A 26,288-nucleotide genomic window follows, 5' to 3' on the forward strand; every position below is an offset into this window, starting at 1 on the left:
ATGCTCCTGTTTCAAGGTTGTGGGTATCATTCTGCCGGAAGCGCAGGGGGCACTTCCTGGATCGTGTGGGAGATCTCTCGGTTCACGCGATTGAGCGCGAGCCGTTTCCAAATCACGAATATTGCGGGAATGACGAAAAGCGTAAGAAGGGTCGCTGTCACCATGCCCCCAATCATCGGCGCAGCGATCCGCTGCATGATTTCAGAGCCTGTACCGGTGCCGTACATGATGGGTATCAGTGCTGCAAAGATCGTGGCTACAGTCATTACCTTCGGCCGAACCCGAAGAACGGCGCCTTCGAACACCGCGTCTTCGATATCGTCACGTGTCAGCTTTCGCTGTTCCGATTGCGCCAGCCCACGACGTTTCTCCCAAGCAAGATTGAGGTACAGCAACATGACAATCGCTGTTTCCACGGCAACTCCCGCCAGCGCGATGAAGCCCACGAGCACAGCAATTGAGATATCGAAGTTAAGATACCATAAGAACCAAACCCCACCTGCCAATGCGACCGGAAGCGCCGCAAGAATTATCCCGACCTCAATCACCCGATTGAACGCCAAGAAAAGCATGAGCGTGATGATTAGCAGGGTTGCAGGAGCAACGATCGTCAGCCTGTCCTGCATTCTCTCAATGTACTCATACTGCCCCGACCAGGTCAGCGAATAACCCGGAGGCAGGTTGACCTTTTCTGCAACCACCTCTTGTGCTTCGGCCACATAGCCGCCCAGGTCGCGCCCTGCGATGTCGATGAACACGAACCCAGTTCGTCGAGCGTTCTCTGATCGTATCATTCCCGGCCCGTCAACTATTCGAATATCGGCGAGAGCGGACAGTGGCACATGAGCACCCGACGGCGTGACGACAGGAAGATTTTCGAGCCGTTCCGGGCTGTCTCGCCATGCCTGAGGGTACCGAAGGTTTATAGGAAACCTCTCCAGCCCCTCCACAGATTCCGACACTTGCATACCGCCAATTGCGGTCTGCACTACGTCCTGAACTTCTCGAACACTCATCATGTATCGGGAGGCGGCATCACGCTTGACGTCGATTTCGATGAAACGCCCGCCAACAGGTCGCTCTGCGTAGGCGGAAGCCGTCCCTTCAATATCAGCGACCGCACGTTCTACTTCGATCCCTATATCTGTAATGACCTCCAAGTCGGTGCCGGATATTTTGACACCGACAGGTGTACGGATACCGGTTGCAAGCATATCGATGCGGTTCTTGATAGGTTGGATCCAAACATTTGTGACGCCCGGAACCTGAACAATTCGATCGAGCTCATTCCGGATTTTCTCCATTGTCATGCCGGGTCGCCATTCTTTTTTCGGCTTGAGTTGGATAGTGGTCTCCACCATCGTTAGAGGTGCTGGATCGGTTGCAGTCTCCGCACGCCCAACTTTACCGTGAACAGTTTCGACTTCAGGCACGGTCGCGATCAGACGGTTGGTCTGCTGCAGTACCTCACGGGCTTTTCCCGTCGAGATCCCGGGGTAGAAGCTCGGCATGTAGAGAAAATCACCTTCGTTCAACTCGGGCATGAATTCAGAGCCAATTCTCTGGTACGGGTACCACATGGACGTCACCAGAACGCCGGCCAACAGTGTTGTTGCCCATGGCCAGGCAATTGCCGCGTCCAGAAATGGGCGGTACACGAACACGACCAAGCGATTTAGCGGATTTTTTCGCTCCGGTAGAATACGCCCCCTTACAAAGTAACCCATCAAGACCGGAACCAGCGTTATCGAAAGGATGGCGGCTGCAGCCATGGCGTAGGTTTTGGTATAAGCGAGTGGCGAGAAGAGCCTACCTTCCTGATTTTCCAGAACGAAGACAGGCAGAAAACTAACCGTGATGATCGCCAGAGAATAAAAAAGTGCTGGTCCCACCTCAGACGCGCACTCTTGCACAATCCGCCATCTGTTCTCTGCTGTGAGCTTTTCTTTTTCCAACCGCCTGTGCATCGCCTCGATCATCACAATCGATGCGTCGACCATCGCACCAATAGCGATGGCTATGCCGCCGAGCGACATGATGTTTGCGTTTACTCCTTGCGCCTTCATCAGAATAAATGCGGCAAAGATTCCCAGAGGGAGCGACAGAAGAATTACGAGGGATGACCGCAGATGAAGTAGAAAAGCCGCGCACACAAGAACAACGACGATGAATTCCTGCGTCAATTTCTTCTGGAGGTTATCGATAGCGCGCTCAATCACACCAGATCGGTCGTAGGTCGTTATGATTTCGACCCCTTCCGGCAGGTTTGAACGCAACTCTTCTATGCGCGCTTCCACCGCTTTGATCGTCGCTAATGCGTTCCCACCCCATCGCAGGATGACCACTCCGCCAACCGCGTCTCCTTGCCCGTCGAGCTCCCCGACACCACGGCGCATTTCAGGCCCCAGGCGGATTTCAGCGACGTCTCCAAGCGTCAGAGCGGCGCCGCGCTCGTTGACCATCAATGGCGCGCTTGCAAGGTCTGACAATTCATCGATGTAGCCCGATGACCTGACCATGAATTCGGCTTCACCCATCTCAATGACGCTGCCGCCCGTCTCGCGGTTGGCCGCCTGAATAGCCGTCCTCAATTGTGCAAGTGTTATGTCATAGGCACGTAGTTTGTTTGGGTCGACGACGACCTGGTACTGTTTGACCATTCCGCCGATGGTGGCGACTTCTGAGACGCCTTCCACGGCTTGTAATTCGTATTTCAGAAACCAATCCTGCAGAGTCCTGAGCTGAGCCAGATCATGATTTCCGGTTCTGTCAACCAGCGCATACTGATAAATCCACCCGACCCCAGTCGCATCTGGGCCAAGTTGTGGCGACACGCCTTCAGGCAAGCTGCCGGTAATCTGGCCCAAATATTCGAGCACACGCGACCGAGCCCAGTAGAGGTCCGTCCCGTCCTCAAAGACGACATATACAAAGCTGTCTCCAAAGAACGAGAACCCGCGAACGTCTTTTGCACCGGGTACGGCCAATAGGGCTGTCGCAAGTGGATATGTGATTTGGTTTTCGACAACTTGAGGTGCTTGCCCGGGATATGGCGTGCGAACAATTACCTGGACATCCGAAAGATCCGGGATTGCATCAACCGGCGTCTCACGAATGGCCCAAATACCCGCAACTCCTATCATGAATGCGAGGGCCAAGATGACGAACCTGTTGGCAAGAGAAGAACGAATGATGGCCGTGATCACTGCGTAACACTCCCATCAAGCGCGACCTCTAACAGCGTCATCGAAAAGTCGGGATTGCGGCGAAGGATCAAAGAAACATCAATCCCTACAGGCAAGTTAGAAACCTCAATCCCCTCCGCAACCGGGAAATCCATGGTCATGCCCGGCATGCCGATCTCAGTCATCGGACCGTGTGTTACATTCGCGGTCCGCGCGTTTGCGTCGATACTGTTAATCCGGCCAGAAACCTGAAGCGGCGGCGCAATAGGCGTTGCCTCGGCCAATACCATTGTCATGCCATCTGCACGCGCGAAAGTCAGAGTCATTTCAGAACCGACTTCGAGCATGTTAGGGTCCAATGACGGCTCTAATGGGAAATCCATGGTCATCCCCGGCATACCAATCTCAGTCATCGGCCCGTGAGTGATGCTTGCAGTTCCCGCCTCAGCATTAACGAGGTTGATCGTGCCGGTGACCACAATCGGTGGAGCAGAAGGCGTCTTGGTTTCTTCAGGTTCAACAGAATCCGTTGGCGTGGAGCCCTCTTCGCGAATTGCCACAATCGAGAACATCCCCCCTTCTCCCTCAGCCAGATCAAACTCAATTGGCATGCCGATAGGCACGGTAGTGAGATCTACTCCGACAACCGACAAATCCATTGTCATGGCCGGCCAACCGAGCTCGGGGATTGGTCCGTGCTCAAGCGTCAATTTGCCATCGGAAGTGACGGCGCGCGCAACACCAGCTCCAGTTCCGGCAATACCGTCGTCCGGCGCAAGCTCCATCAGGCTCAGAAGCCCATCCGCACCCCGCGCGATCACGAAAGCAACCGCGTCGCCAGCATTCAAACGGTCGAGCGAAACACCAGACCTAACCGGAAACTGCGAAGTCATTGCGGGCCAATCGAGGCTTTCGAGAACATCGTGACGAACAGTTGCCATACGATTTTCGGCATCGAGTGAAACCAGGGTGCCTGCCCCGCGTGCTGGTTCGGTATCCGTTGGTGCCATTCGGGTGAAACCGGCGCTCAAAGCACTTTCACTGTCGATTAGAAACTGTGCGGATGCGACAACTTCCTCACCGGGTTCAAGCCCTTGCAGAACTTCTGTTCGACCCCCCTCGCCGAAACTGTCTCGAAGACCTGTGGTCACCAGTCTCGGGCGAAAAGTACCATCGCCTGTTTTCAAGATGACGCGTTCCGCCGAACCAGTACGAATTAGCGCCTCTGATGGAACAGTGAGAACATTCCGGCTTTCATCCGGTATAAGGCTAACGCTGCCAAACATGCCCGGCCGAAGAACGCCGTCGGTGTTATCGAAACTCAGTCTGACGGGAAGAGTTCGGGTTTGCGGATCAAGCTCAGGGTAAACATAGTCGATTTCGCCTTCGAAGGTGCGACCGGGTAGGTGCTCGAACCTTGCTATTGCGCGCATGTCCTCCGACAAACGTGCAATATCTCGTTCGAAAACATCGACGATCAACCATACTTCAGAAAGATCGGTGACCGAAAACGCAAGCGTGCCTGGCTGCAGGTACATTCCATCAGCGGCATTCAGCGCTATGACAACACCGTTTTGAGGCGCCTCAATTTGCACATTTCGAACCAACTCACCGCCCGCCTCGATCTCTGCAACCTGACGTGCGGACATACCGTGGCTGATCAACTTATTGCGCGCCGCGTCCAAAATCCGCGGGTCACCGGCTTCAACTGCGCGTACAAGATCGCCGGTCGCAGCTGCGATCAATGGTGAAAAGAGTTCAAATAAAACTTGCCCCTTCTCAACCCGATCACCGACCGCGCGAACTTTCAGTTGCTCAATCCAACCTTCAACACGCGTATGAACGTGATTGGTCAGGTGTTCGTCAAAGCCGACGAAACCCACCGTCTCGATGCGAGGTTCGATATCAGTCATGCGTGCAACCGCAGTCCGCACACCAATTGCGTTGATTTCCGCAGCGCTTAGGGTGACTTCTTCAGGGTCGCCGGTAGGTTCCTGCCCAGAATAAACCGGGATCAAATCCATACCCATCGGCGATTTTCCAGGTCCAGGCTGCCGAAAATTCGGATCCATCGGTGCTACCCAATAAAGGACCTCTGGTTCGTTCGACTGGCCCTGATCAATTGGATTCAGGTACAGTCTTTCAAGAATGACACCTCCACCCAGGCCAAACGCCAAGGCAAGTACTGATAGTGCCGCATATCTTCCACGCATAATAATCTCCCGACGGTCGCATTGAATGCTGGAACCGAAACAACATGAATGCCCGCGCTTGCGGGCCTGAGGATGTCAGGAGATTTGAGGAGGACGATCGGGAGTCAGAGGTCCCTGAGACAGATGGGTTTCCGAATCCATGTTTCGGTTTTGCTGCCCGAAAGCTGTAGCCAACACAGCAACACTCACTTGGGTAGGATATTCACCAACGCAGCAGATGCCGGAATGACATTCTCCGCTGTGATTTACGTGGCTATCAGTGTGGATTTGGCCAGTCGTCGGATGCAAACCGCTATGGTCGTGTTTGAAGTCTGATGACTTTGCAGCCATTGAAACGCCGTGAGGCTCAGAGGTGCTACTGTTTTTGACGTCACTGCTCGCGACCACAACAGTGCCGACGAAGGTCATCGCCAAGCAGACGCATGTCAGAAACGTCATTCGCAACACTGAGAAAAACTTCCACTTCATCCCGTGCAGTTAGGACGAACGTAACGAGTGTTCAAGCCAGTCGGAGGAAAAAACAGGTGAGTTGGTGCGCTGTATCGAAATGAAGCGGATTCCCGCGAATACACGTAACAAACTGCCAAAATAGGAGGCAGTTCATACGATGAGCGCATCTAAGTTTGGCCGAGGTTCTTCAGGATCGGGCAGTCGGGACGGTGGTCTCCGGCACATTCATCGATTAAATGAGACAGTGTAGCATGCATGGCCTTCAGGTCCGCGATCTTGGCATCTATTTCTTTTAGGTTCTGTTTGGCGATATCCTTCACGTCCGCGCTTGCGCGTTCTTTGTCCTCGTACAACGCCAGTAGTGAACGGCAATCCTCAATGGTAAAGCCCAATGAGCGGGCCCGCCCGATGAAGGCCAGTTTGTGCAGTTCCTTTTCGTCGAAATGTCGATACCCGTTCAGACTGCGCCTGGGTTTGATGAATCCGATATCCTCGTAATAACGGATGGTTTTGGCAGGCAGACCCGAACGTTCTGCTACATCTCCGATATTCACAGCGGTTCTCCTATTCTATTCAGCAGGCGCTGATCGCAGCGCCTGCTCTTCATTCTGCGAGATCTGTTCTCGCCCAACTTTGATCGGCTTAACCCAGCGCAACCGCAGCGCGTTGGTCAGGACAAATACACTGGACAGCGCCATGGCACCTGCAGCCAAAACCGGCGACAGCAACGGGCCGCCAAACGGATAGAGCACCCCCGCTGCAACCGGTATGAGCAGCGTGTTGTAGCTGAAAGCCCAGAACAGGTTTTGGCGGATGTTACGCATGGTGCGCTGACTAATATCGAAGGCGTTGACCACGCCTGTCAGGTCGCCTGACATCAGAACGACGTCAGCCGCCTCGATGGCGATGTCAGTGCCTGTCCCGATCGCAATTCCTACGTCAGCCGCCGCCAGAGCGGGGGCATCATTGATGCCATCACCCACAAAGGCCAGTTTTCCGCCATTTGAGCGCAGATCTTGCAACGCGGATACTTTACCCTCTGGCAGAACCTCGGCCACGACATGATCGATGCCAAGCTGCGCCGCGATGGATTTGGCTGTAGCGGTATTGTCGCCGGTAATCATCGCTACTTTCAGCCCCAGTCCGTGCAAAGCTTCAATTGCGTCTGGCGTGGTGGTCTTGATTGGGTCCGCCACGGCGATGACGGCTGCGATAACTCCGTCTACGGAGGCATAAAGTGGAGTCTTTCCGTTGATTGCGAGTTCAGCGCCCCGATCAGACAACGCGCCCATTTCAACCCCTTCGCGACTCATCAGGCGGTCGGCCCCGATCAGGATTGTATGGCCTTCGACTGAGGCGCTTACCCCGTAACCGGTGATCGACGTGAAGTCTTCTGGCTTCGAAAGCTCCAGACCACGGGTTTCAGCCGCGCGCACGATGGCCGTGGCGATCGGATGTTCGGATGTGACCTCAACGGCAGCAACAAGGCGCAGAACCTCATCCTCGGCCAATCCTTCGGCCACAATCAGGTCGGTCAGCTCCGGACGCCCTTCGGTCAAGGTCCCCGTCTTGTCCACCGCAACAACGGTGGTTTCCTGCAGCATTTGCAAGGCGTCGCCCTTTCGAAACAGGACACCCATCTCGGCCGCGCGGCCGGTGCCGACCATGATTGAGGTGGGTGTGGCCAACCCCATGGCGCAGGGGCAAGCAATGATCAGTACCGCAACCCCGGCTACCAACGCCAAGCTGAGCGCAGGATCGGGTCCGAACAACATCCAAACCAGCACAGTCATTACGGCCACAGCGATCACTACCGGCACGAACCACAGCGTGATGCGGTCAACCAAGCCTTGAATCGGAAGCTTGGCACCCTGTGCTTGTTCGACCATTTGAATGATCTGGGCCAACATAGTGTCTGCGCCGATCTTTTCAGCCCGGTACGTCAATGCGCCCGCGCCATTAACTGTTCCGCCGACCACAGTTGCGCCCTCGGTCTTTTCGGCAGGAACCGGCTCGCCGGTGATCATGCTTTCATCGACATATGACGCGCCGGTCACTACGGCACCATCCACCGCGATTTTTTCGCCCGGTCGAACGTGCACAATATCCCCTACAACGATCTGCTCGATCGGTAGCTCGACAACCGATCCGTCGCGCTCAACGCGCGCTGTTTTTGCCTGCAGACCGACCAGTTTTCGGATCGCTTCACCAGTTCGCCCCTTGGCGCGCGCCTCGAGGAACCTCCCCAGCAATATGAGAACCACGATCACCGCTGCGGCCTCGTAGTAGACGTTTGCGGTTCCGGCGGGAAGAACACCCGGCGCAAAGGTGGAAACAAGCGAGAACCCATAAGCCGCCGAAGTGCCCAGAGCCACCAGAGAATTCATGTCCGGCGCGCCTTTGAACAAGGAAGGGAATCCCTTAGTATAGAACTGCAAACCTGGCCCAAAAAGAACGATCGTGGTTAGAAGGAATTGCAGGTAATAGCTGTTCTGGATGCCGATCGTGCTCGCTATCAGGTGGTGCATGCCCGGAATAACATGCGAGCCCATTTCAAGGATAAAGACCGGCAAAGCGAGCAAGGCGGCAAAGCTTGTTCGCCGGGCCAATTGGCGAATCTCTTTGGCTTTGCGGTCTTGTGGTTCGGTCTGCGTCGCGGATCGCAGGCTCGCCGGATAGCCAGCAGATGCCGCAAGCGCCGCGATGGCTTCGGGTGTTGTGACTCCCTCAGCATAACGTACAGTTGCACTTTCGGTGGCCAGATTGACCGACGCGGACAAGACGCCATCATCTGCTTGCAATGCCCGTTCAACGCGCCCCACGCACGATGCGCAGGACATGTTCTGAATATCCAGCGTTACCTCTTCCGTCCGTGCCAGATATCCGGCGCTGTTTAACGCATCAGCAATGGCCGCTTTATCGGCTGGATCGCGGAAATCGACCTGAACGCTTTCGCTGGCGAGATTAACCGAAGCGGCATCTACCCCTGGCACATCTTTCAACGCGCGCTCAACCCGCCCTACGCAGGACGCACAGCTCATACCCTGAACTTGAAACCTTGCATGTGAAATTTCAGTCATATTGTCACCACCAATGTTCTGCTGACGGGAAACATAAGGGTTCCAGCAAGTGGAAGGTCAAGGGATGGGGCTGACTTTCTTTGCCACTAATTTTGACGATCCAATAATCACGACTTGACCTTCCTGTGCTGGAATACTTTAGCCGGGACGACGGAACACAGGAGCAAACATCCATGACGACCCTAAATATCCCGGATATGAGCTGCGGGCACTGCAAGTCAGCTATCGAAAAAGCCGTTGCCACGGTGGATTCCTCCGCACAGTTGGACTTTGACATGGAAAACCGCAGGGTACGTGTCTTAAGCACCAATTCACTTGATCATATCCTTGCAGCGCTGAAGTCCGAGGGATACGAAGCCACGATCGCATGATAAACTTAGGAGCGCACATGCTGTCGCCCCCTTGGTTCTATCTTGCGTCTCTGACTGCCACGATTAACCGGGTCATTTCATCTTCGGTGATCAGACCCGGGGCAAGCGCATCTCCAATCACAAACGAAGGAGTGCCACTGAAGCCAAGCTGTCGGGCCAATTCCATGGAAATCTGAATATGCGCGTCGACTTCCGGCGCTTCCATATCTGCGCGCAATTGATCCTCGTCCAGGCCAAGTTCCCGAACAACTTTCAGTACACTGGCCTCAGTGGCACGACCGTTCAGAGCCATAAGCGCCCAATGAAATTCTTCGTATTTTCCCTGGTTTCGTGAGGCCAGCGCAGCGCGTGCCGCGAAGTCGGAACCTTCTCCAAGTATGGGCCATTCTCGATAAACAATTCGCACATCGGAATCGCCCGCGATTACGTTCTTCACGACCGGGGCAGCGCGTTTGCAATATGGGCAGTTATAGTCGAAAAACTCGACCACGGTTACATCGCCTTCCGGGTTTCCGATTACAGGCGCATTCGGATCCTGTTCCAGCAATTCACGCTGATTTTCCAAGACGCTTCCAATTGCTTCGGCTTTTGCCTGATCCTCGCGCTGTTGAAGCAATTGAATCGCCTGCATGATGATCTCAGGGTTTTCCAAAATGGCTTCGAGAGCCAGCCGTTTTACATCGGAGTCAGACAGCTCGTCGGCGCGTGCCATAGGAATGCCAATCGACATGGCGATAGCGACTAAGCCTGCAAGTATTCGTTTCACATCAGTTTCCTTCCGTTTGTTCTGCTTCGGTGCGTTGCTCTTGCAGCTTGCGTTCCCGATCCGGCCAACTCTCCTGGATGAAGGCGAGGATGTCCCAGATATCCTGATCCGACAGAGTGTCCCCGAAGCCTGGCATGCCGCTTTTGACGTCAGCGACACCCATCTGTTTCAAAGTTTGGTCCCCGCCAAACTTTGTATAGTCGAACAACAGCTTGTCGCCGTGATGCCAGGTATGCCCGGTTCGGTCATGCGGGGGCGCCCGCAAGACGCCATCCGGATCAGGTGTTTGCCAATCCTGCTGACCCTCCAAATTTGCCCCGTGGCATGACGCGCAGTTTTCGGCGTACAAAACTGCACCACGTGCCGAATCCGCTGATGCACTGTTCTGCGCACGCCCACTCAGGCCCCAGCCAGCGACCGCGACAATGATCACTACAGCAGCCAGTGACACCCATTTCGCCGAACTCTTGTTCATCATGCCACGCTCAGCCAGGTCTTCATACCAGCGGCCTGATGCGACAGCATATGGCAATGAAACAGCCAATCCCCCGGGTTATCCGCAACGAACGCAATCTCCCGCTTTTCTATCCGGTCAACCAGGATTGTGTCCCGCAGCGGCCCTAGGTTGCCGTTTGGCAGAACTTCCTGAAAGTGCGTCCCGTGCAAGTGCATAGCGTGCGGAAAGACGGTGTCGTTCTGCATCTGAATCCGGACTATGTCGCCACGCGAAACGGCAGCAAGGGGGTTTTCAGGTAACCCGGCGACACCGTTGAATGTCCAGATCTGCCCTTCCTGAACCAATTCATTGGTGCTCATGACCTGGCCGTTAAAAGTGCCTTGACGCAGTCCGCCCATCGCCCCGCCTTCCATCACTAATGGGATTGTCAAAGCGTCAGAAACATCTTCGAGAAAGGAAACAGGGTTGGGTGGCAGGGCTTCTATTGCACCGCGGTTTGCGGATGCACCGCTTCCCGAAACCGGGATTTCAGCAATGACAAACGATTCATCGCGTTCGTGAAGAGTTATTTGAACGGCTTCGTTCGATTCCGCTGTGACATCAACAATTAAGTCTGCTCGCTGTGCAGGCCCAAAAACAAGGGTTTCAAAATCCTCTGGCTGCCTTACAGGCATGCCATCATAAGCGACCAGTTTCCCGTTTGCGCCACCTACTGAGACATACATGATCCGATCAGTTGCCACGTTGACCATTCGAAGTCGCAAACGCTGGTTTGTCAGAACTTCTGTCATGGGCGATATGTGTGCGTGAACGTAGTTTCCCATTCGGCCTGCATGCGTCCAGTCATGCATCGCGCCGAAATCATCGACGATTTGGGCGTCCTGACCCAACCTCCAGTCATCCAGCAGGATCGTAATGTCATGATCCGTGTCCGGCGGGTCCATTTCGTCGACGATGAACGCGCCGTAAAGGCCCCTGGCCACTTGTTCCGTTGACTGGTTATGAGAGTGGTACCAGAAGGTTCCTGCATCCTTCAGAGGCAAGTCATACTGAAACTCGCCGCTTGTTGGTACAGCCTCCTGTGTAAGACCCGGCACCCCATCCATGTTGTTTGGTACCCGCAGTCCATGCCAATGGATTGCCGTAGGCTGAGGCAGTGAGTTCAGGAGTGTCCGGCGAACCGTTTCGCCCTGCCGGGCACGAATTTCGGGGCCCGGAACACCGCCATCATATCCCCATATCTCGGTTTCAGGATAGCTGTCGGGGGCAACACGTGCCAATCCTGAACGCGCCTCGATTATTCGGGGGGCGGTAGCCGCCCTCCCGATAGTCGGCACTGCGATTAGTGCCGACGTGCCTGCAACGAATTGCCTGCGATTGAGCTTCATGAGGACTTCCCTCCAAAGAAAATTTGATCTCTCACTCGATTACCCCCCGTCGTGCACATCCAGCAGATAGGTCGCCATTGCCTTCCGGTCTTCGTCTGTCAGAAAGCTGGTGCCATAGTTTACGACCTCTCCCATGGCGCCGCCGAAGACATCGCCATCAGGCATGACGCCGGTGCGCAACGCGTAGGCCAAATCATCTACCGTCCAACCACGCTTTTGCAGGGTCTCAAAGTCGATGGCCGGTGCCTTGTCACCGCCCGGCAGAGAGTCACTTCCCTTGAAGTGTTCCGTGTCCGAATTTCTTGCGCCAGCCAGGTTCCTCCCGGTGTGGCAGGCCGCACAATGTGTGGCACCTTCGACCAGTAGCCGGCCCCGGTTCCACACTTCGTCATTGCCCGGCACGGGATCAGTGCGGGGTGGTTCCAGAAAAGCCGCGCGCCACAGCTTCAGGCCCCATCTCTGATTGAAGGGGAACGCCATTTCCTGTTCTTTTGACGGTTCCGCTACCGGTGGAACTGTTTGCCATGCGGCCCAGAGATCGGCGATGTCGTGATCCGTGAAATTGGCATAGAATGGATAAGGAAAGGCCGGGTAATAGGGTTGTCCGCCGGGTGATACGCCTTGACGCACCGCGCGGGCGAACTCCTCGATTGTCCAATCACCGATCCCGTGATCGGGATCTGTGGTCAGGTTCGGCGAAAAGAGCGTGCCGAACGGGGTATCCAACTCCACCCCACCGGCCAAGGCCGCGCCCCCTTTGGCAAAATCTGTGTGGCAAGCGATACAACCACTTGCCCTTGCCAGATACGCCCCGCGGTTAACGTCACCCTGAATGTCGAGAGCTTGTAAGGGCTGGCCAATCGGCCAAGCCATCACAGCAACAAGTCCCGCTGACGCCGCTACGGCGGCAGCAAGGCCCAATCGGAATATCGGTCTCATGACGCATTCCTATTCCGACCGAAATTGCGTGTGACACGCCGAGCATGTCTGGCTCAGCATCATGAACACACCATCTGCCGGCATTTCAGAAAGTTGTGCCTGGTTTGGACTGCCGCCCATCATTCCGGCACCCATCATAGAACCGCCACCCATCATGGATGCGCCGCCCATCATGCCCGAACCATGGCCCGACCCGGACATCATCAACCCGTTGTCCGCCGCAAGCACAAGGCCTTCAGAGTAGGATTCCAACTGCCTGGCTAACTCTGCAAATGAACCCCAATCCTGCCAGATCTCCGATTTGGCCTCCGAGGGTTTGCCATCAGATCCCTCTGGAAACAGCTTTGTCATGCTCTCGCCAGCGTGACGCCCGATTTTCTTGGCCTCGCTTCGTACCGTTTGCGCATTGTAGGGCGTTTTCCCCTGCATCATCGGCGTAAGGATCTTCATGCTGTCCTTCATCGCGGACATACCATCCATGCGTTCTTTGACGATGCCGGTTGCGCCACCATGCGCCAGGGCGGCGGCTGCAAACAGAGAAACCAGGGCAACGCCTGTGGTCATTTTCAGAATGTTCATTGTTTTGTCCTTGTCGTCTGCTTCGACGCGCCCAGGTTGAGCGCAATTCGACTGGTCAGATCAGGACACGCGGCGGTGGTGGGTCAAACGCCGCGATACCGAGAACCCGGTATTGGGCTCGAGGGATCGAGTATCTTTGTTCAGTATCTTGGGGGCCAGGCGGTGGTGGACCCATCGAAAATAGACCAACAGCGTTGCAAATCGTTCCGCCATGACAATGTCCGGGATGACCCTGCTTGACATGCTCAACGTCCGCGGAGTCCGTTTGGTCAATCACGTGCTGAGAACCACTGCCATGTGCATGAGCAGAATCGGCCGTCACAAGCAGCCCGCCAATGGTCAGCACCATTGACAGTATGATGTAACGAATTGCACTGCCCATTCGGCTCGTCACCTTCAGAAAATCCCGTTTTCCTGCTGCAGCTCTCTGATATACGCCACGATGCCCTTCACATCCGCACGGGTCAAGCCATCGACCGGCGGCATATTGCCGAACTTCCAATGGTGTGCCCGAACTCCATTCTGGACTGCCACATAAAATGACTCGTCCGAATGGTGGCTTGGTTCATAGATTTTATGCACCAAAGGTGGTGCAAGGCCTTCCAGACCTGTTGCATTCGCGCCATGGCACGCCGAGCATTTGGCGTCGAATGCCACTTTGCCGACGGCCGCAAATTCGCTTAGCTGGTCCGGCAGAGTGACGTTTTCGATTGGGTCTCCTTGCTCCAGTGCTGACGTATCGGGCGGCGTCATCGAGTGACCTGTTGGTTGCTGATTTAAGTTGTAGACGAACGCGGCGGCGCCTGCGATCACTACTCCGCCGATCAAGAGTGTAAGTTTATCCATCTCTGTTCTTCACATGATTGTCAGTTCTTAGGTTCAACGCGCGCAAAAAAAATCGGCCTGACCAAGGTCAGATCAGTTTTACCTGAGTGCCCACAGTGGCCAGTTCGAACAATTCCGCAATCTGCTCGTTGTACAAGCCAATGCAGCCGTTGGAGGATCTTCTCCCGATCTTGCGCGTGTCGTTGGTGCCGTGGATCCGGTAGTATTGCCAGCTCAAATAAAGTGCATGTGTCCCCAGAGGATTCTCCGGACCCGGGCCCACATAATCGGGCCAAGCGGGGTTGCGCTTTTTCATTGCTGGTGTCGGTCGCCAAGACGGCCCTTCGACCTTGCGAGTAACTGTGGTGTAGCCCAGCCTTGTAAGGTCTTCCGTCAGCGGTACGCTGGTTGGATACATTCGGTAGACGCTTTCGTCTTCCGACCAATATTGCAGGACCTTGGACTGTGTATCGGACAGGATCACACCATTCTTAAGCGTATCAAAGTGGTCCTGCCATTTAGCAACGCGGAATGAGGAAACATTGCGGCGCGTCCCCTCAGTTGCCGTTGATTGGGCCCAAACGGCCGGTGCTGGAAAAAGCGTCGTCGCAGCAAACGCGGCAATCACTCCACGTCGCGTAACAACCTTTCCTTCTTTGCTCCGTTTCATGCCTGCCATCCCAAAGTTTATTCTTTTTTTCCGACTCAAATAACTCGTATGCCCGGTTCCTGCGCTGGAAGGTCAACACGCAAATGACATTTCATATGGGATGTCTCGTCTGAATTGTCGTTGCCGTTGGCGCAGGGATATTTCCTTAGAAGGCGGACCCAAATCATCAAGTCATTGTGGAAAAGCAATTTTTCTTGGACGTAACTCCAGGCTGCTTTAAGCAAAACCTGACTTTCTTGAATCAACCGAACACAAAAAAGCAACGCTAACAATTGCTTAGTTCTTGGTGAATTGATGTGATCACCCGTCGATGCGAGGGTAGCAGGCACTACAAATGACAATCACAGTGGACTAAACACCATGTCCTTCAGGAAAGCTTTCCAAGCACTGGCCGCACTTTTGTTCATCGGCGCTTGTACCGAAACAACGTCAATATCTGCAGATAGCGAGCCCGGAACGCTTTCCCAAGTTCCTGACGCCGTAGCCCAGATTGCTGCTCCGGGCCAGGACCTGAACGCAGTGAAAATCATGCCTGAGGACGGTTGCTATTGGTATCGCTATGTTGGGCCAGTTGAAACAACCTACCTACCACTTAGGACTATTGAAGGGCGCCCAATCTGTACGCGCGCCTGACAAGCGCCTGTCAGCTGGTCGCGGTCAGAAGCCGCTCGGGAGGGTAGAGATGAGCCGTGGACCCTGGCCTGACACGATCATAAAGCCCGATGATATGTGGCATCGCCATCCTTACGCAGCCAGAACTTGCGCGACCTCCGATAGATCTTGGATAAGGCGTTCCGTGAATTCGCAGGTATGTGTCGCGACCACCTTCGAACAGATAAAACGCCCTTGATCCCAATGGGTTTGTCGGCCCACCGGGCACACCATCTGCGAATTGCGCATATTCATCAGGGTCGCGCTCAATCATTTCGGCTGTAGGAGTCCAACGCGGCCATTTGGCCTTTCGCTTGATCGTGTAGACTCCGGGCTCGTAAAGATTGCCTCGGGCAATGGCTACGCCGTAACGCATTGCTGTGCCACCGTCTTCGATGAAATACAGATATCGTGCCACCGCGTCGACATGAATGTCACCCGGAGTAAGTGGTCGATTGGTTTGCACACGCTGAGGCAGGAAACGTGGGTGTAAACCCCAGGGATTGGATGTTGCGGGATCAAAATTGGCTGGAGTTACTTGCGCATCCCACTCCGACCATTGCGAGGCCGCCGCCGACGTCACTCCAAAAACCGGCTGAGAGAAAATGGCGAGCGAGGCTGCAACAAAATGTCGTCTGGTCAGCATTGATAGCGCTCCTATTGGCTGGTTGGTGTCTGGAGTTAGTACCCAGGGGATTAGACAATCCGCGACGGGGGAAGATTTGTCCATTCAATTATTCGTTCGATATCGCTTCGACCCACCCGCGAGTTTTCAAGGCTTAAAGTGACCTAGGCAGCTTCGTGTTTAACCTGAAACTTCACCAGGCGTCGGGACGACAATGCCTGCTGTTCATACCCCTAAAAACTTCCCTGTTCCGGCCGTGTCTATGCACCAAGTAAGGCCCAAGCAAATGCTGGACTGGTTTGACAGCGTCAAATTCGCTTCGCGCCAAAACAGCTTGACCTTCCATCGTGGGAAGGCGTTAGCAGAGGTCTCCAATCCAAATTTTGGAGTTGAATGTGAAAGAAAAACAGACTGCAAACGCGCCGCAGGCGTCAGTACCGGTTAGCGGCGGCAAGATAATGAAATGGGGCATGATGGTATGTTGCATTGCCATGATAACGCCGATCGCTCTCTACTTGATCGCCGGCGGGACGGTTGGTGGGCTTTCTGACTCCTTGGGTCTTTTCGCACCGTTGATCCTGTGCCTCGGAGCCCATTTCTTTATGCACAAGGCGATGGAAAAATCCTGTCATTCGAACAAATCTGAATCGGAAAGACCAAAGGCAACAGACGCCGCGGTCGGACCGAACCCAGTACACCGGCAATAATCTTCAATCATGAAGCTTTGGTGCTCAAGGTTGGCCGCCATGTCGCTGGCCGCTCTTTCGCTGGCGGCTTGCGCACCACGCCCTAAACTATGCCCGCTGCAACCGCCGCAGCCTGAATACGCCCTGCCCCAAGGTTGCCGGGTTCAATGGGAGGGCGCGGATGGCGGGGCCTATTTCATCTGCGAAGACGGGCGCGAAGGTTTCGTGAGCTGATCGTGGGGATGTGACATTCCGGCTCGTTGACCCTCCAGCGCTGGAATCTGGCAGAGACGGGTGCAAAACAACCGATGGCAACGCGCAATGGCAAGAACACTCCTAAATTTATGTATTATGATCTTGGGGTTAATCTTTGGCCAGACTTCCGCCGGGACAAGCCTTGCAGCTACATCCCAAGCGTATGAATCAGAGCCCCTGGTCGCACACATAATTACCGCGCAGGACGGGATCGCGCCTGACGTCAAGACGATCACTGCAGGACTGCATCTGAAACTGGGCGAAGATTGGAAAACCTACTGGAAGTCGCCTGGTGAGGTGGGAATTCCGCCCAAGATCACTTGGAACGGCTCGCAAAACGTCAGCGACGTACAGTTTCACTGGCCCGCGCCGATCCGTTTTCGCGCCTTCGGGATCGAGAATTTCGGGTACAAGGACGAAGTGGTCTTTCCGCTGACCGTCACACTCGAGAACCCCGGAGCGCCAGTTGACTTGAAGGCCGCTGTGACAACGCTGATCTGTTCCGATATCTGTGTGCCGGTCGAGTTTTCGCTGGACTTGTCGCTGACTCAGGGAACGGGTCGGGATCAGGACTCGGCCCGGCTTATAAATGCCTTTCTGTCGCGGGTGCCAACCACGGGAAACACAAGCGGAATGAAGTCCGACGCCGCGACCCTGGATACCGAGTCCGAGATGCTGACGCTGAATTTCACCAGCGACCTGCCCTTTGATGCGCCTGATGTCTTTCCCGACATGGGACGTGACACCGCGTTTGGTGCACCCGACATCCGGCTCGCTGGCGACAGGCGTCAGCTATGGGTGCAGTTCCCGGTCCTCGCTCTGGCACAGGACCCCCCCGCCTTGTCCGTCACGGTTACCGACACCAACCGCGTGGCCGAGTTTTCGCCCCGTACCGACGCTCCCCCTACCCCGCCACCATATGAGATCGCGGCCGCCGAAACTTCAGCCAGCGCGCTGGTCTGGATCATTTTGCTGGCGGTGGGCGGCGGGTTGATTCTGAATGTCATGCCCTGCGTACTGCCAGTGCTTTCGATCAAGCTTTCCTCGGCGGTAAAGGCTCGCGACCGCTCTGCGGCTCAGATTCGCGCCGGGTTCCTGGCTTCGGCAGCCGGAATCCTGACATTCATGTGGCTGTTGGCGGCTATCACCATTGCGGCGCGGTCGCTGGGCTATTCCGTCGGCTGGGGCATCCAGTTCCAGAATCCGCTTTTCCTTGCGGTGATGATCGTGGTGCTGGCGGTTTTTGCAACCAGCCTCGCGGGCTTGTTCGAGATCACGCTGCCGCAGTCGCTGAACACCCGGCTTGCCCATGTCGAAAAGGGCCGCGTGTCGCTGGTCGGGGATTTCCTGACCGGAGCCTTCTCAGCAGTTCTGGCGACGCCCTGCTCGGCCCCCTTCCTCGGCACGGCGGTGGCCTTTGCCCTGACCGGCCGACCGGTGGATATCGTGGCGATCTTCACCGCAATGGGGGTCGGGCTGGCCATTCCTTACCTGCTGGTTGCAGTGCACCCGAAACTTACCGCCGCTCTGCCTAAACCGGGGCGTTGGATGGTGGGATTAAAATGGGCCCTGTCGGCGGCACTGCTGACCACGATCGGCTGGTTGGTCTGGGTGATGGTCGGGGTGGCCGGAGACACTGCTGCAACTGCTACCGTGCTGGCTGCAACTGTTCTGGTCCTGTTGATCTGGAAAAGTACGATGATGCCACCCGTTTTGCGCTGGACAGCCCTGTTGCTGACGCTGACCGCAGCGTTTGCCGCACCGGTTGCGATTGCCGGCAAAGACCGGTCCAGGCTGCTTGAACCAGCCGGAGAGATCCCTTGGATTACCTTCAGCCGCCCCGAAATCGCCCGCCTTGTGTCGCGCGGCGAGGTGGTTTTCGTCGATGTCACAGCCGACTGGTGTCTGACCTGCAAGGCCAACAAAGCGCTGGTGCTGGAACGCGGCGAGGTTCTGGCAACACTGCAATCGGACAAAGCAATTCCGATGCAGGCCGACTGGACCCGCCCCGACGATGTGATCGCCCGTTTCCTTGAGGACAATGGACGGTTCGGGATCCCCTTCAACATCGTCTACGGCCCGTCGGCCCCCGAAGGCATCGCCCTGCCAGAGATCTTGACCACGAACGCCATTCTCGACGCGATGGAACAGGCCGCGCCGATTGCGGGCGGAGCCGTGGAAAGCGGATCCTGACCCCGGAGTTCACATATCCCGGACGCGGTTGCTCTGCTGCGCTAAACGCATGGTCTCGTGCTCTTCCATATCCAGTATCGCCTGAAAGAGTTCGCGTGCCTCGGGTATCTCGGCACGCCCGTGCAAATACCGATATAAGTCGATCACCTGATTGTGAAGATCGAAGACCGCTTCGCAGATCTCATCGACGCTCATCTGTGCGAACGGCCTGTCGCAGGCGCGATGTGGGTCGATCGGCTCATTGCCCAAATAGTCATATACCCAGGTGTTGAGCGCTTTGGGATCGGCTCGTTTCACGAAACCATCGACGATTTTCTCCAGAGCAGCCTCATGATCGGCGAGGTAGGTAAGCAACATCCTGGCCAGCTCCTGCTCTGACTGTGTCGAACAGTGGGCCAAACATTCGGCGAGCCAATGATGCATTTCCCGCGTCCAGACAATTAGATCAGAAAACGTTTCAACTTTCATGGTCTCAACCTCCTAAAGATCGGCATGCGATAGCCTAAACCGGAATTTTCCAGATGGCTCACTGGGCATCAGCGCGAAGTCGGCGCCGGCCCGATCCACGCCGGGCTGCGGGAATCAACCCCCCAGTTCCAGCAATGCCCGGTCGATTGCCACCTTGCGCGGATCCCCCTGCGGCAGGTCATCCGCCAGATCCCTTGCCCTGCCATAGGCGTTCCGGGCGCCGTCGGTCTCGCCCAGCACCGAATAGGCGTTGCCCAGCCGCATCCAGCCGTCCAGATCGCCTGGGTTTTCCTGCATCCGGCTCGCAAGCCGTTCGACCATCGAGCGGATGAAGGCCTGCCGGTCTTCGTCTGACATCTCCTCGGCCGCCGCCACCTGATCGGCAGTTGGGCCGGGCATGGAAGGGGCAAAAGCCGCCAGATTCACCGGAGCCCGTCCGATCGACGGGGCGATGCGGTTAAGCTGGGCCACAAAACTCTCCATCCATGGCCGGAACTCCTCTTCGGCGTCCATCCGCGTCTTCAGTAGGTCATAGGCCTTATCAGGCGATCCAGCCTGCTCCAGACCAATGGCTTTGTAGAATGTCGCTGCTGGGTTCGATGGGTCCAGTTCCAAGGCTCGTTCAAACGCCCGATCGGCCTTGGGCGTAACGACACCGTCATCGGCATAGACCAACGCCTCGCCATATTGCGACACCAGCGCTGAATTCGCATTGGGTCGGTCCAGCAACCCCTCGAACGCGTCTGCGGCATCTCCAAAGCGTCCCATACGCATATAGGTCTGAGCCAACAACACCCATCCCTCGGTTGGCCCGCCGGTTTCATCCGCCTCAAGCCGCGACTTCAGGCGCACGGCAAGGTCGGCGATTTCACGGGCTTCGGCCTGCTCCCCCTCGCGTTGGGCAAATGGCTGGCTGGGGATGTAGGGACTACCCAGTTGCCAATAAAGACCGGCTCCGAGCGCTGGAACTACCAGCGCGGCAAGTAAAATCAGCGCACGCCCGGAATGGCCCATTATCGCTTTGTCGTCCGATTGCCGGTCAATCGCCTTCAGGCGACGTTCTATCTCGGCTCTGGCGGCCTTGGCCTCTTCGGCTGAGATAATTCCTCGTTCCAGGTCCTTCTCCACTTCGCCGATCTGGTCGGAAAAGATGGCAGAGGCGCTTTCGCGTCTCGACAAGTCCGAGGTCTTGCGCCCCAGGCCGGAGAGGGCGAGCGTCAGAAACACCGCCACGGCCATGAATGAAAAGATAATCCAGATCATGCGTGCGGCTCCGTGAGTGAATGGTTTTCGGGATTCCGTTCTTCGCTCGCGCCGCGTTCCGTCTCTTGTTTTCGCGACTTCCGATATCGGCGCGCATTTTGGGTCAATACCGCTGCAGTCGCGATACCACCCAGCCCCAGGATGACGATAGGCGCAACCCACAGAATGTAAGTTGATGGCTTCCATGGCGGGTTGAACAGAACATAGTCGCCATAACGCGCAACCAGAAAGTCCATAACCTGCTGGTCCGTGTCGCCTGCCACCAGCCGTTCGCGCACAAGCAGACGAAGGTCGCGCGCCACGCCAGCGTTAGAACTGTCGATGTCTTGGTTCTGGCACACCACGCATCGCACCTGTTTCGAAATCGCCCGGGCCCGCTCTTCCAATACCGGATCTGCAAGTATCTCGTCGGGCTCAACCGCGAATGCCGGCTGCGACACCAGCATCGCCAGAGTGACCGCGGTAATTACAATGCGACGTATCATGACGCCTCTCCTCCGGCCGCCCGCGCCTGATCCAGCGCGGTGCGCATCTTTGAAATTGCCTCGTCGCCCAGCACCGGGCCGACAAAACGGAATACGACCTTGCCCGCGCCATCAATCACAAAGGTCTCCGGCACGCCGGAAATCCCCCATTCGATCCCGGCTCGGCCGTCCAGGTCGGAACCGATGCGCTCATAAGGGTTGCCCAGATCGTCGAGCCATTTCCGCGCGTCCTGCGGCTTGTCTTTGTAGTTAATGCCCATCAGGCGAATGCCCTCATCGCGTACCATACGCGTCAGCACCGCATGTTCGGCCCGGCAGGGCACGCACCAGGACGCAAACACGTTGACCACGATCGGAGCTGACCCGTCATTTTCCACCAGATCGGTACTGGACAGCCCGTGGGTATCCAGCCCTTCGACCGGCGGCAAGTCGAACTCAGGCACCGGCTGCGAGATCAAAACAGACGGGATTTCGTTTGGATCGCGATCGGGATTCAGTCCCCATAGCAGGAAGGCACCCAGGATGCCGGCAATCGTAATTGGGAACAGTGCAAATAGACGTTTCATTGCCCTACTCCGCCGCCACCGCAACGGAGCTCTGCCCAGTCCGTTTTCGTGGTGCACCGACGCGTAGACGCCGATCGGAGAGTGACAAGACACCACCAAATGCTAACAATCCTGAACCTATCCAGATCCAGACCACCAATGGCTCATACAAGATACGCAGGGTCCATTTGCTCTGTTCTGATTCCGCCGCCGGTTCCGATATTGAGGCGTAAAGGTCCCCTGCCAACGTCGTTCGAATTGCTGACTCGGTCGTACTGGTACCCGCCACGAGATAGGCCCTGCGCTCGGGTTGAAGCGTGGTGACATAAGCGCCATCGCGAAATACCGTCAGTGTGGCCGCGCGAGACAGATAGTTCGGACCGCGAAGCTGTTCCACACCGTCAAAACGCACGTCGAACCCTGCTATCTCAATCTGTGTTCCGGGCTCGGCAAAAGTCACGACCTCGGATTTCCAAGCGCTGGACCCGATAAAGCCGATCATACAGACAGCCAACCCCGCATGGGCCACGACCATGCCGTAATGAGAACGCGGTAGGCTGCGGGCCCGACGCAGGGACTCGGCCAACGGTGCCTCACCCAGCTTAATTCGGCTGGCCCACTCTGTCAGCACAGCGCCCAGCAACCAAACCGCAAGGCCGATCGACACTACCGCCAAGGCTGGGCCGCCGGTATCCAGATACCACACAAGCAACGCTACGAGCAGGCTAACCCCGGCCACCCATTTGAGCCGGGACAGAACACCGCGCAAATCCGCCCGCTTCCATGACAACAGCGGCCCAATCCCCATTACAACGACTAGAACCAGCATGATCGGCACGAAACTGGCGTTGTAATAAGGTGGTCCAACCGAAATCTTTTCACCTGTCACAGCCTCAAGCAAAAGCGGATAAAGCGTACCGAATAGAACCGTCGCCGTTGCGGTGGCCAGCAGCAGGTTGTTAATAAGCAAACCGGCCTCGCGGCTGATCGGGGCAAAAAGACCGCCGCCCTCCATCTCCGGTGCGCGTATGGCAAACAGCGTCAATGAACCACCGATCGCGACAGCCAACAGCGCCAAGATGTAAATGCCGCGTTCGGGATCGACCGAAAACGCATGGACCGATGTAAGCAAGCCTGAGCGGACAATGAATGTCCCCAACAAGGACAACGAGAAGGTCAAAACGGCCAGTAGGATCGTCCAACTTTTGAAGCTGCCGCGCTTTTCGGTCACAATGGCCGAATGGAACAGCGCTGTGCCAGCAAGCCAGGGCATAAACGAGACATTCTCGACCGGATCCCAGAACCACCAGCCGCCCCAACCCAGTTCGTAATAGGCCCACCAGCTGCCCAGAACGATACCAAGTGTCAGAAACACCCAGGCCGCCAATGTCCAGGGTCGGACCCACCGCGCCCATGCCGGATCGACCCGCCCCTCAATCAGGGCAGCCACGGCGAAAGAAAATACGATAGAGAAGCCGACGTAACCCAGGTATAGGAACGGCGGGTGCATAGCCAGGCCGACATCCTGCAACAGCGGATTTAAATCCTGACCATCCAGCGGTGCCGGAAACACCCGGTCAAACGGGTTCGAGGTGAACAGCATGAATGACAGGAACCCCGCGCTGATCCAGGCCTGCACTGCCAGAGTGCGCGCCTTGAGTTTCAGTGGGATGTTCCGAGCCAACAGAGACACACCCAGCCCGAAAATCACCAATATCAGAATCCACAACAGCAGCGACCCTTCGTGGCTACCCCAGGTCGCAGCCACCTTGAAAAGCATCGGTTTCAGCGAATGAGAATTGCTGGCCACATTTAGCACAGTGAAATCGCTGACCACGAAGGACCACATCAGAGCGGCGAAGGCGATAGCAACCAGCGCTGTCAGTAGGACCGAGGTCGCAGATGCCGATCGCATCCACATGACATTGTTCCGTGCTGCTCCAATCAAGGGAAATACGCTTTGCACCAAGGACACGGCCAGGGCAAGCGCCAGGGCGAACTGCCCGATTTCCGGTATCATTCCAATCCCTCCGGATTTCCGGTTTTGCGGCCTTGTCCGACAATCCAGCGCTGGAGGGTCAAGCGCATTATTGCCGCACCCCCTTCGGCTGATGCATGCTTGACGAGCGCAAATCTGGCCGGCGGCCTTGACCTTCCAGCGCTGGAGACCCCCACCATTTCGACTTCACCGATGGACGTACCGAACACTTTGTTTTCAGGGCAGGGACTCAGGAAACAAACGAACACGAGGGCATCATGACACGGAGCAACAGCAAGATTACGTGCGTCTGGCAACGCCTCCAGGCTGTAATACTGGCTGGGGGGCTGAGCCTTGGGTCAACTGCCATGGCCCAACCGGAAACCCGTCCGGCTGACAACGTGGCGATGAACCCGCAAGCCTCCAGCAACATGTCAGGTATGGGAAGCATGTCCAGGATGATGCGCCCCGACGCGGTGCCGCCAACGGGTGTCGTTGGCGGTATGCATCCACCCGAGGGTGTTTTGATGCCTGTGTTCTCTTACATGAACATGGAGATGGACGGAAATCGTACCGGAACGCAGTCGCTGTCTACCTCGAACGTTCTGTCGCAGTATCCGATCGCGCCGCTCAGCATGAGCATGAACATGGCGATGGTCGGCCTGATGTACGGTGTGACCGACGAGATCTCGGTGATGGCGATGCTGCCCTATACCCGCAAGACGATGAAGCACCAGACCCGCATGGGCCAGACCTTTAAGACCAGGGCACAGGGGTTTGGCGATCTGAAGATCATCGGCGGATATGATATCTACAAATCCGACGGGCAGGTGCTGGAACTATCTCTTGGCCTCAGTCTGCCGACTGGCTCGATAGACGAGACCGACACCACGCCAGCTGGGCCGGACCAGCTGCTGCCCTACCCCATGCAACTGGGTTCAGGCACCTACGACCTGCTGCCGGGCGTCACCTATACGGGCCAGAACGCGGATTGGTCTTGGGGCGCCCAGCTGGCCGCCGTGATCCGGATGGGTGAGAATGATGCCGGTTACACCTTGGGTGACGTCTATTCAGCAACAGTTTGGGGTGCACGGCGCTGGAATGACCAGTTCAGCTCCTCGTTGCGGGTGGTCGGCGACATCGTGGAAAACATTGACGGGTCGGATGCGCGCCTGAACCCAGGCATGGTGCCCACCGCTGATCCGACCCTGCGCGGCGGCCAGTTTCTGAGTATCGGAATCGGAGTGAATTACCTTGTGCCGGGGTCGGGCGTTTTGGCGGGCACGCGCCTGGGTATCGAGGGCGTGATCCCTGTGTATCAAGATCTGGATGGGCCCCAGCTTGAACGCGATTACGCAGTCTCCTTCGCGATACGCAGGGCGTTCTGACCCTTCAGCCCCAAACCGACTGTAAACGGACAATCAGCGCCGCCGCGGTGGTCAGAACGACCACTGACACCGCCATCAGTAGCAGGGCCAATGTCACAGGTCCGCCGCGCCCAGGTACGCGACGTGCCAGTTGGGCTGCAAATCCAGTACCGTGGGCGATCTGGCTCTGAACGACGGATAGGTATAGCGGCAGCGCTCCGACCAGCGTGGCGTACAGGTAAACGCCTGAGATGTTCTCGAAGTAGGCGGAGCGTACCAGCGTCGGACCGACTACCCGCAACGCCACTACGGGATCACCGCCGAAAGACCCGAACCAGTCTGCCGAAAGCGCGTAGATCAGCGCGTGCAGCGCGATGAACAGGACGGCCCGTAGCAGCAGGTCAATTAGCAGATACCGGGCCGGGATGGCCCCCCTGCCCCGCGCCCTTACCCCAACGGCGAAAAGAAAAAAGCTGAGATAATTTAAAAGGAAAACGACCGGCAACCCATTCGTCACCACCTGACGCAAAAACCGAACAAACGCGGGACCACTGTTCAGGAGGTGCGTCGCAAAGCCCGGCGTGCGCAAAACGAAGATGGCCAACAGCGGAAACAACGCAAGGCAACTGACGATCAGCGTGTTTCTGGCAAACTTCCAGAAAGGCAATTCAGTGGCAAAATATCTGTTCATTTCATTTAGTTTGCCAACGGTTCCAGCGCAATGTCGATGCCAATTGGTTTACAGACCTGCGACAGAACCTCCGATTTTATTATTCCGCAAGCCCTCTACCTACTTTACGCGCAAAATCTGTTACTTTTGCTCGTTACTTTTGTTGCGCTATCAGTTTC

General features: G+C 56.3%; 23 protein-coding genes. 5 read left to right on the top strand and 18 right to left on the bottom strand.

From position 1 onward, the window contains the following. Positions 1–26: 26 nt before the first annotated feature. The 4 genes from ACOQFT_RS05900 to ACOQFT_RS05915 form a co-directional block, all read right to left on the bottom strand. The gene (locus tag ACOQFT_RS05900) at positions 27–3,206 is read right to left on the bottom strand and encodes an efflux RND transporter permease subunit (protein WP_209251487.1); all 3,180 of its coding nucleotides are present in this window, start codon (positions 3,204–3,206) and stop codon (positions 27–29) included. Then, positions 3,203–5,398: an efflux RND transporter periplasmic adaptor subunit gene (locus tag ACOQFT_RS05905; protein ID WP_170634709.1), complete on the bottom strand. Its 2,196-nt coding sequence runs from the start codon at positions 5,396–5,398 to the stop codon at positions 3,203–3,205. Before ACOQFT_RS05905 ends, ACOQFT_RS05900 begins: the two co-directional genes overlap by 4 nt. A gap of 617 nt (positions 5,399–6,015) precedes the next feature. Beyond that, positions 6,016–6,402: a Cu(I)-responsive transcriptional regulator gene (gene cueR / locus ACOQFT_RS05910; protein ID WP_152460772.1), complete on the bottom strand. Its 387-nt coding sequence runs from the start codon at positions 6,400–6,402 to the stop codon at positions 6,016–6,018. Positions 6,403–6,417: 15 nt separating this feature from the next. Continuing rightward, positions 6,418–8,928, bottom strand: a complete 2,511-nt coding sequence (locus ACOQFT_RS05915) for a heavy metal translocating P-type ATPase (protein WP_170417908.1) — start codon at positions 8,926–8,928, stop codon at positions 6,418–6,420. 173 nt (positions 8,929–9,101) lie between these two features. Between ACOQFT_RS05915 and ACOQFT_RS05920 the strand changes: the two genes are divergently transcribed. Beyond that, positions 9,102–9,299: a heavy-metal-associated domain-containing protein gene (locus ACOQFT_RS05920; RefSeq protein WP_170417905.1), complete on the top strand. Its 198-nt coding sequence runs from the start codon at positions 9,102–9,104 to the stop codon at positions 9,297–9,299. 37 nt (positions 9,300–9,336) lie between these two features. Here the strand turns inward: ACOQFT_RS05920 and ACOQFT_RS05925 are convergent, their stop codons facing one another. The 8 genes from ACOQFT_RS05925 to ACOQFT_RS05960 all read right to left on the bottom strand — a co-directional run bounded on the left by ACOQFT_RS05925 (position 9,337) and on the right by ACOQFT_RS05960 (position 16,220). Then, positions 9,337–10,065, bottom strand: coding sequence for a DsbA family protein (locus ACOQFT_RS05925; protein WP_414478956.1), 729 nt, complete (start codon positions 10,063–10,065; stop codon positions 9,337–9,339). Between the two features lies 1 nt (position 10,066). Further along, positions 10,067–10,540, bottom strand: a complete 474-nt coding sequence (locus ACOQFT_RS05930; RefSeq protein ID WP_171724989.1) for a c-type cytochrome — start codon at positions 10,538–10,540, stop codon at positions 10,067–10,069. Beyond that, entirely contained in the window at positions 10,540–11,910 is a 1,371-nt protein-coding gene (locus ACOQFT_RS05935) for a multicopper oxidase family protein (RefSeq protein ID WP_170417903.1), read from the bottom strand. Before ACOQFT_RS05935 ends, ACOQFT_RS05930 begins: the two co-directional genes overlap by 1 nt. 39 nt (positions 11,911–11,949) lie before the next feature. Then, positions 11,950–12,849, bottom strand: coding sequence for a c-type cytochrome (locus ACOQFT_RS05940; protein WP_421597069.1), 900 nt, complete (start codon positions 12,847–12,849; stop codon positions 11,950–11,952). 9 nt (positions 12,850–12,858) lie between these two features. Next, on the bottom strand, positions 12,859–13,428 hold the full coding sequence (locus ACOQFT_RS05945) for a c-type cytochrome (protein ID WP_170417895.1): 570 nt from the start codon (positions 13,426–13,428) through the stop codon (positions 12,859–12,861). Between the two features lie 396 nt (positions 13,429–13,824). Then, complete coding sequence (locus ACOQFT_RS05950; protein ID WP_170417891.1) at positions 13,825–14,274, bottom strand: c-type cytochrome; 450 nt, start codon at positions 14,272–14,274, stop codon at positions 13,825–13,827. 67 nt (positions 14,275–14,341) lie between these two features. Then, entirely contained in the window at positions 14,342–14,932 is a 591-nt protein-coding gene (locus ACOQFT_RS05955; RefSeq protein ID WP_170417888.1) for a L,D-transpeptidase, read from the bottom strand. Between the two features lie 634 nt (positions 14,933–15,566). Next, a complete protein-coding gene (locus tag ACOQFT_RS05960) occupies positions 15,567–16,220 on the bottom strand; it encodes a L,D-transpeptidase (protein ID WP_050605720.1) in 654 nt (217 codons plus the stop codon). A 374-nt stretch (positions 16,221–16,594) separates the two neighbouring features. Here ACOQFT_RS05960 and ACOQFT_RS05965 point away from each other — a divergent pair, with 374 nt between their 5' ends. From ACOQFT_RS05965 to ACOQFT_RS05975, 3 genes are all read left to right on the top strand, one after another. Continuing rightward, complete coding sequence (locus ACOQFT_RS05965; protein ID WP_255612174.1) at positions 16,595–16,906, top strand: DUF2933 domain-containing protein; 312 nt, start codon at positions 16,595–16,597, stop codon at positions 16,904–16,906. A gap of 39 nt (positions 16,907–16,945) precedes the next feature. Then, complete coding sequence (locus ACOQFT_RS05970; protein WP_170417885.1) at positions 16,946–17,119, top strand: hypothetical protein; 174 nt, start codon at positions 16,946–16,948, stop codon at positions 17,117–17,119. A gap of 117 nt (positions 17,120–17,236) precedes the next feature. Then, on the top strand, positions 17,237–19,333 hold the full coding sequence (locus ACOQFT_RS05975) for a protein-disulfide reductase DsbD family protein (RefSeq protein WP_170418009.1): 2,097 nt from the start codon (positions 17,237–17,239) through the stop codon (positions 19,331–19,333). A 9-nt stretch (positions 19,334–19,342) separates the two neighbouring features. On the opposite strand, the gene ACOQFT_RS05980 is transcribed toward ACOQFT_RS05975, so the two are convergent. The 5 genes from ACOQFT_RS05980 to ACOQFT_RS06000 form a co-directional block, all read right to left on the bottom strand. Next, positions 19,343–19,801: an ATPase gene (locus tag ACOQFT_RS05980; protein ID WP_170417881.1), complete on the bottom strand. Its 459-nt coding sequence runs from the start codon at positions 19,799–19,801 to the stop codon at positions 19,343–19,345. A gap of 114 nt (positions 19,802–19,915) precedes the next feature. Beyond that, complete coding sequence (gene ccmI, locus ACOQFT_RS05985; protein ID WP_170417878.1) at positions 19,916–21,064, bottom strand: c-type cytochrome biogenesis protein CcmI; 1,149 nt, start codon at positions 21,062–21,064, stop codon at positions 19,916–19,918. Next, positions 21,061–21,549 carry a cytochrome c-type biogenesis protein gene (locus ACOQFT_RS05990; RefSeq protein ID WP_170417876.1) on the bottom strand — a complete coding sequence of 163 codons (489 nt, stop codon included), beginning with the start codon at positions 21,547–21,549 and terminating at the stop codon, positions 21,061–21,063. The genes ccmI and ACOQFT_RS05990 overlap by 4 nt, the downstream gene beginning before the upstream one ends. Then, positions 21,546–22,115, bottom strand: coding sequence for a DsbE family thiol:disulfide interchange protein (locus tag ACOQFT_RS05995; protein WP_170417873.1), 570 nt, complete (start codon positions 22,113–22,115; stop codon positions 21,546–21,548). The genes ACOQFT_RS05990 and ACOQFT_RS05995 overlap by 4 nt, the downstream gene beginning before the upstream one ends. Positions 22,116–22,119: 4 nt before the next feature. Further along, positions 22,120–24,114, bottom strand: coding sequence for a heme lyase CcmF/NrfE family subunit (locus ACOQFT_RS06000; RefSeq protein WP_170417870.1), 1,995 nt, complete (start codon positions 24,112–24,114; stop codon positions 22,120–22,122). 326 nt (positions 24,115–24,440) lie between these two features. Between ACOQFT_RS06000 and ACOQFT_RS06005 the strand changes: the two genes are divergently transcribed. Continuing rightward, on the top strand, positions 24,441–25,460 hold the full coding sequence (locus ACOQFT_RS06005; protein WP_170775027.1) for a transporter: 1,020 nt from the start codon (positions 24,441–24,443) through the stop codon (positions 25,458–25,460). A 4-nt stretch (positions 25,461–25,464) separates the two neighbouring features. Here ACOQFT_RS06005 and ACOQFT_RS06010 read toward each other — a convergent pair whose 3' ends face one another. Beyond that, on the bottom strand, positions 25,465–26,130 hold the full coding sequence (locus ACOQFT_RS06010; RefSeq protein WP_050605729.1) for a hypothetical protein: 666 nt from the start codon (positions 26,128–26,130) through the stop codon (positions 25,465–25,467). Between the last annotated feature and the right edge of the window lie 158 nt (positions 26,131–26,288).

It is taken from the genome of Ruegeria sp. MALMAid1280, from assembly GCF_049195285.1.
In the GTDB taxonomy this organism is placed as follows: domain Bacteria; phylum Pseudomonadota; class Alphaproteobacteria; order Rhodobacterales; family Rhodobacteraceae; genus Ruegeria.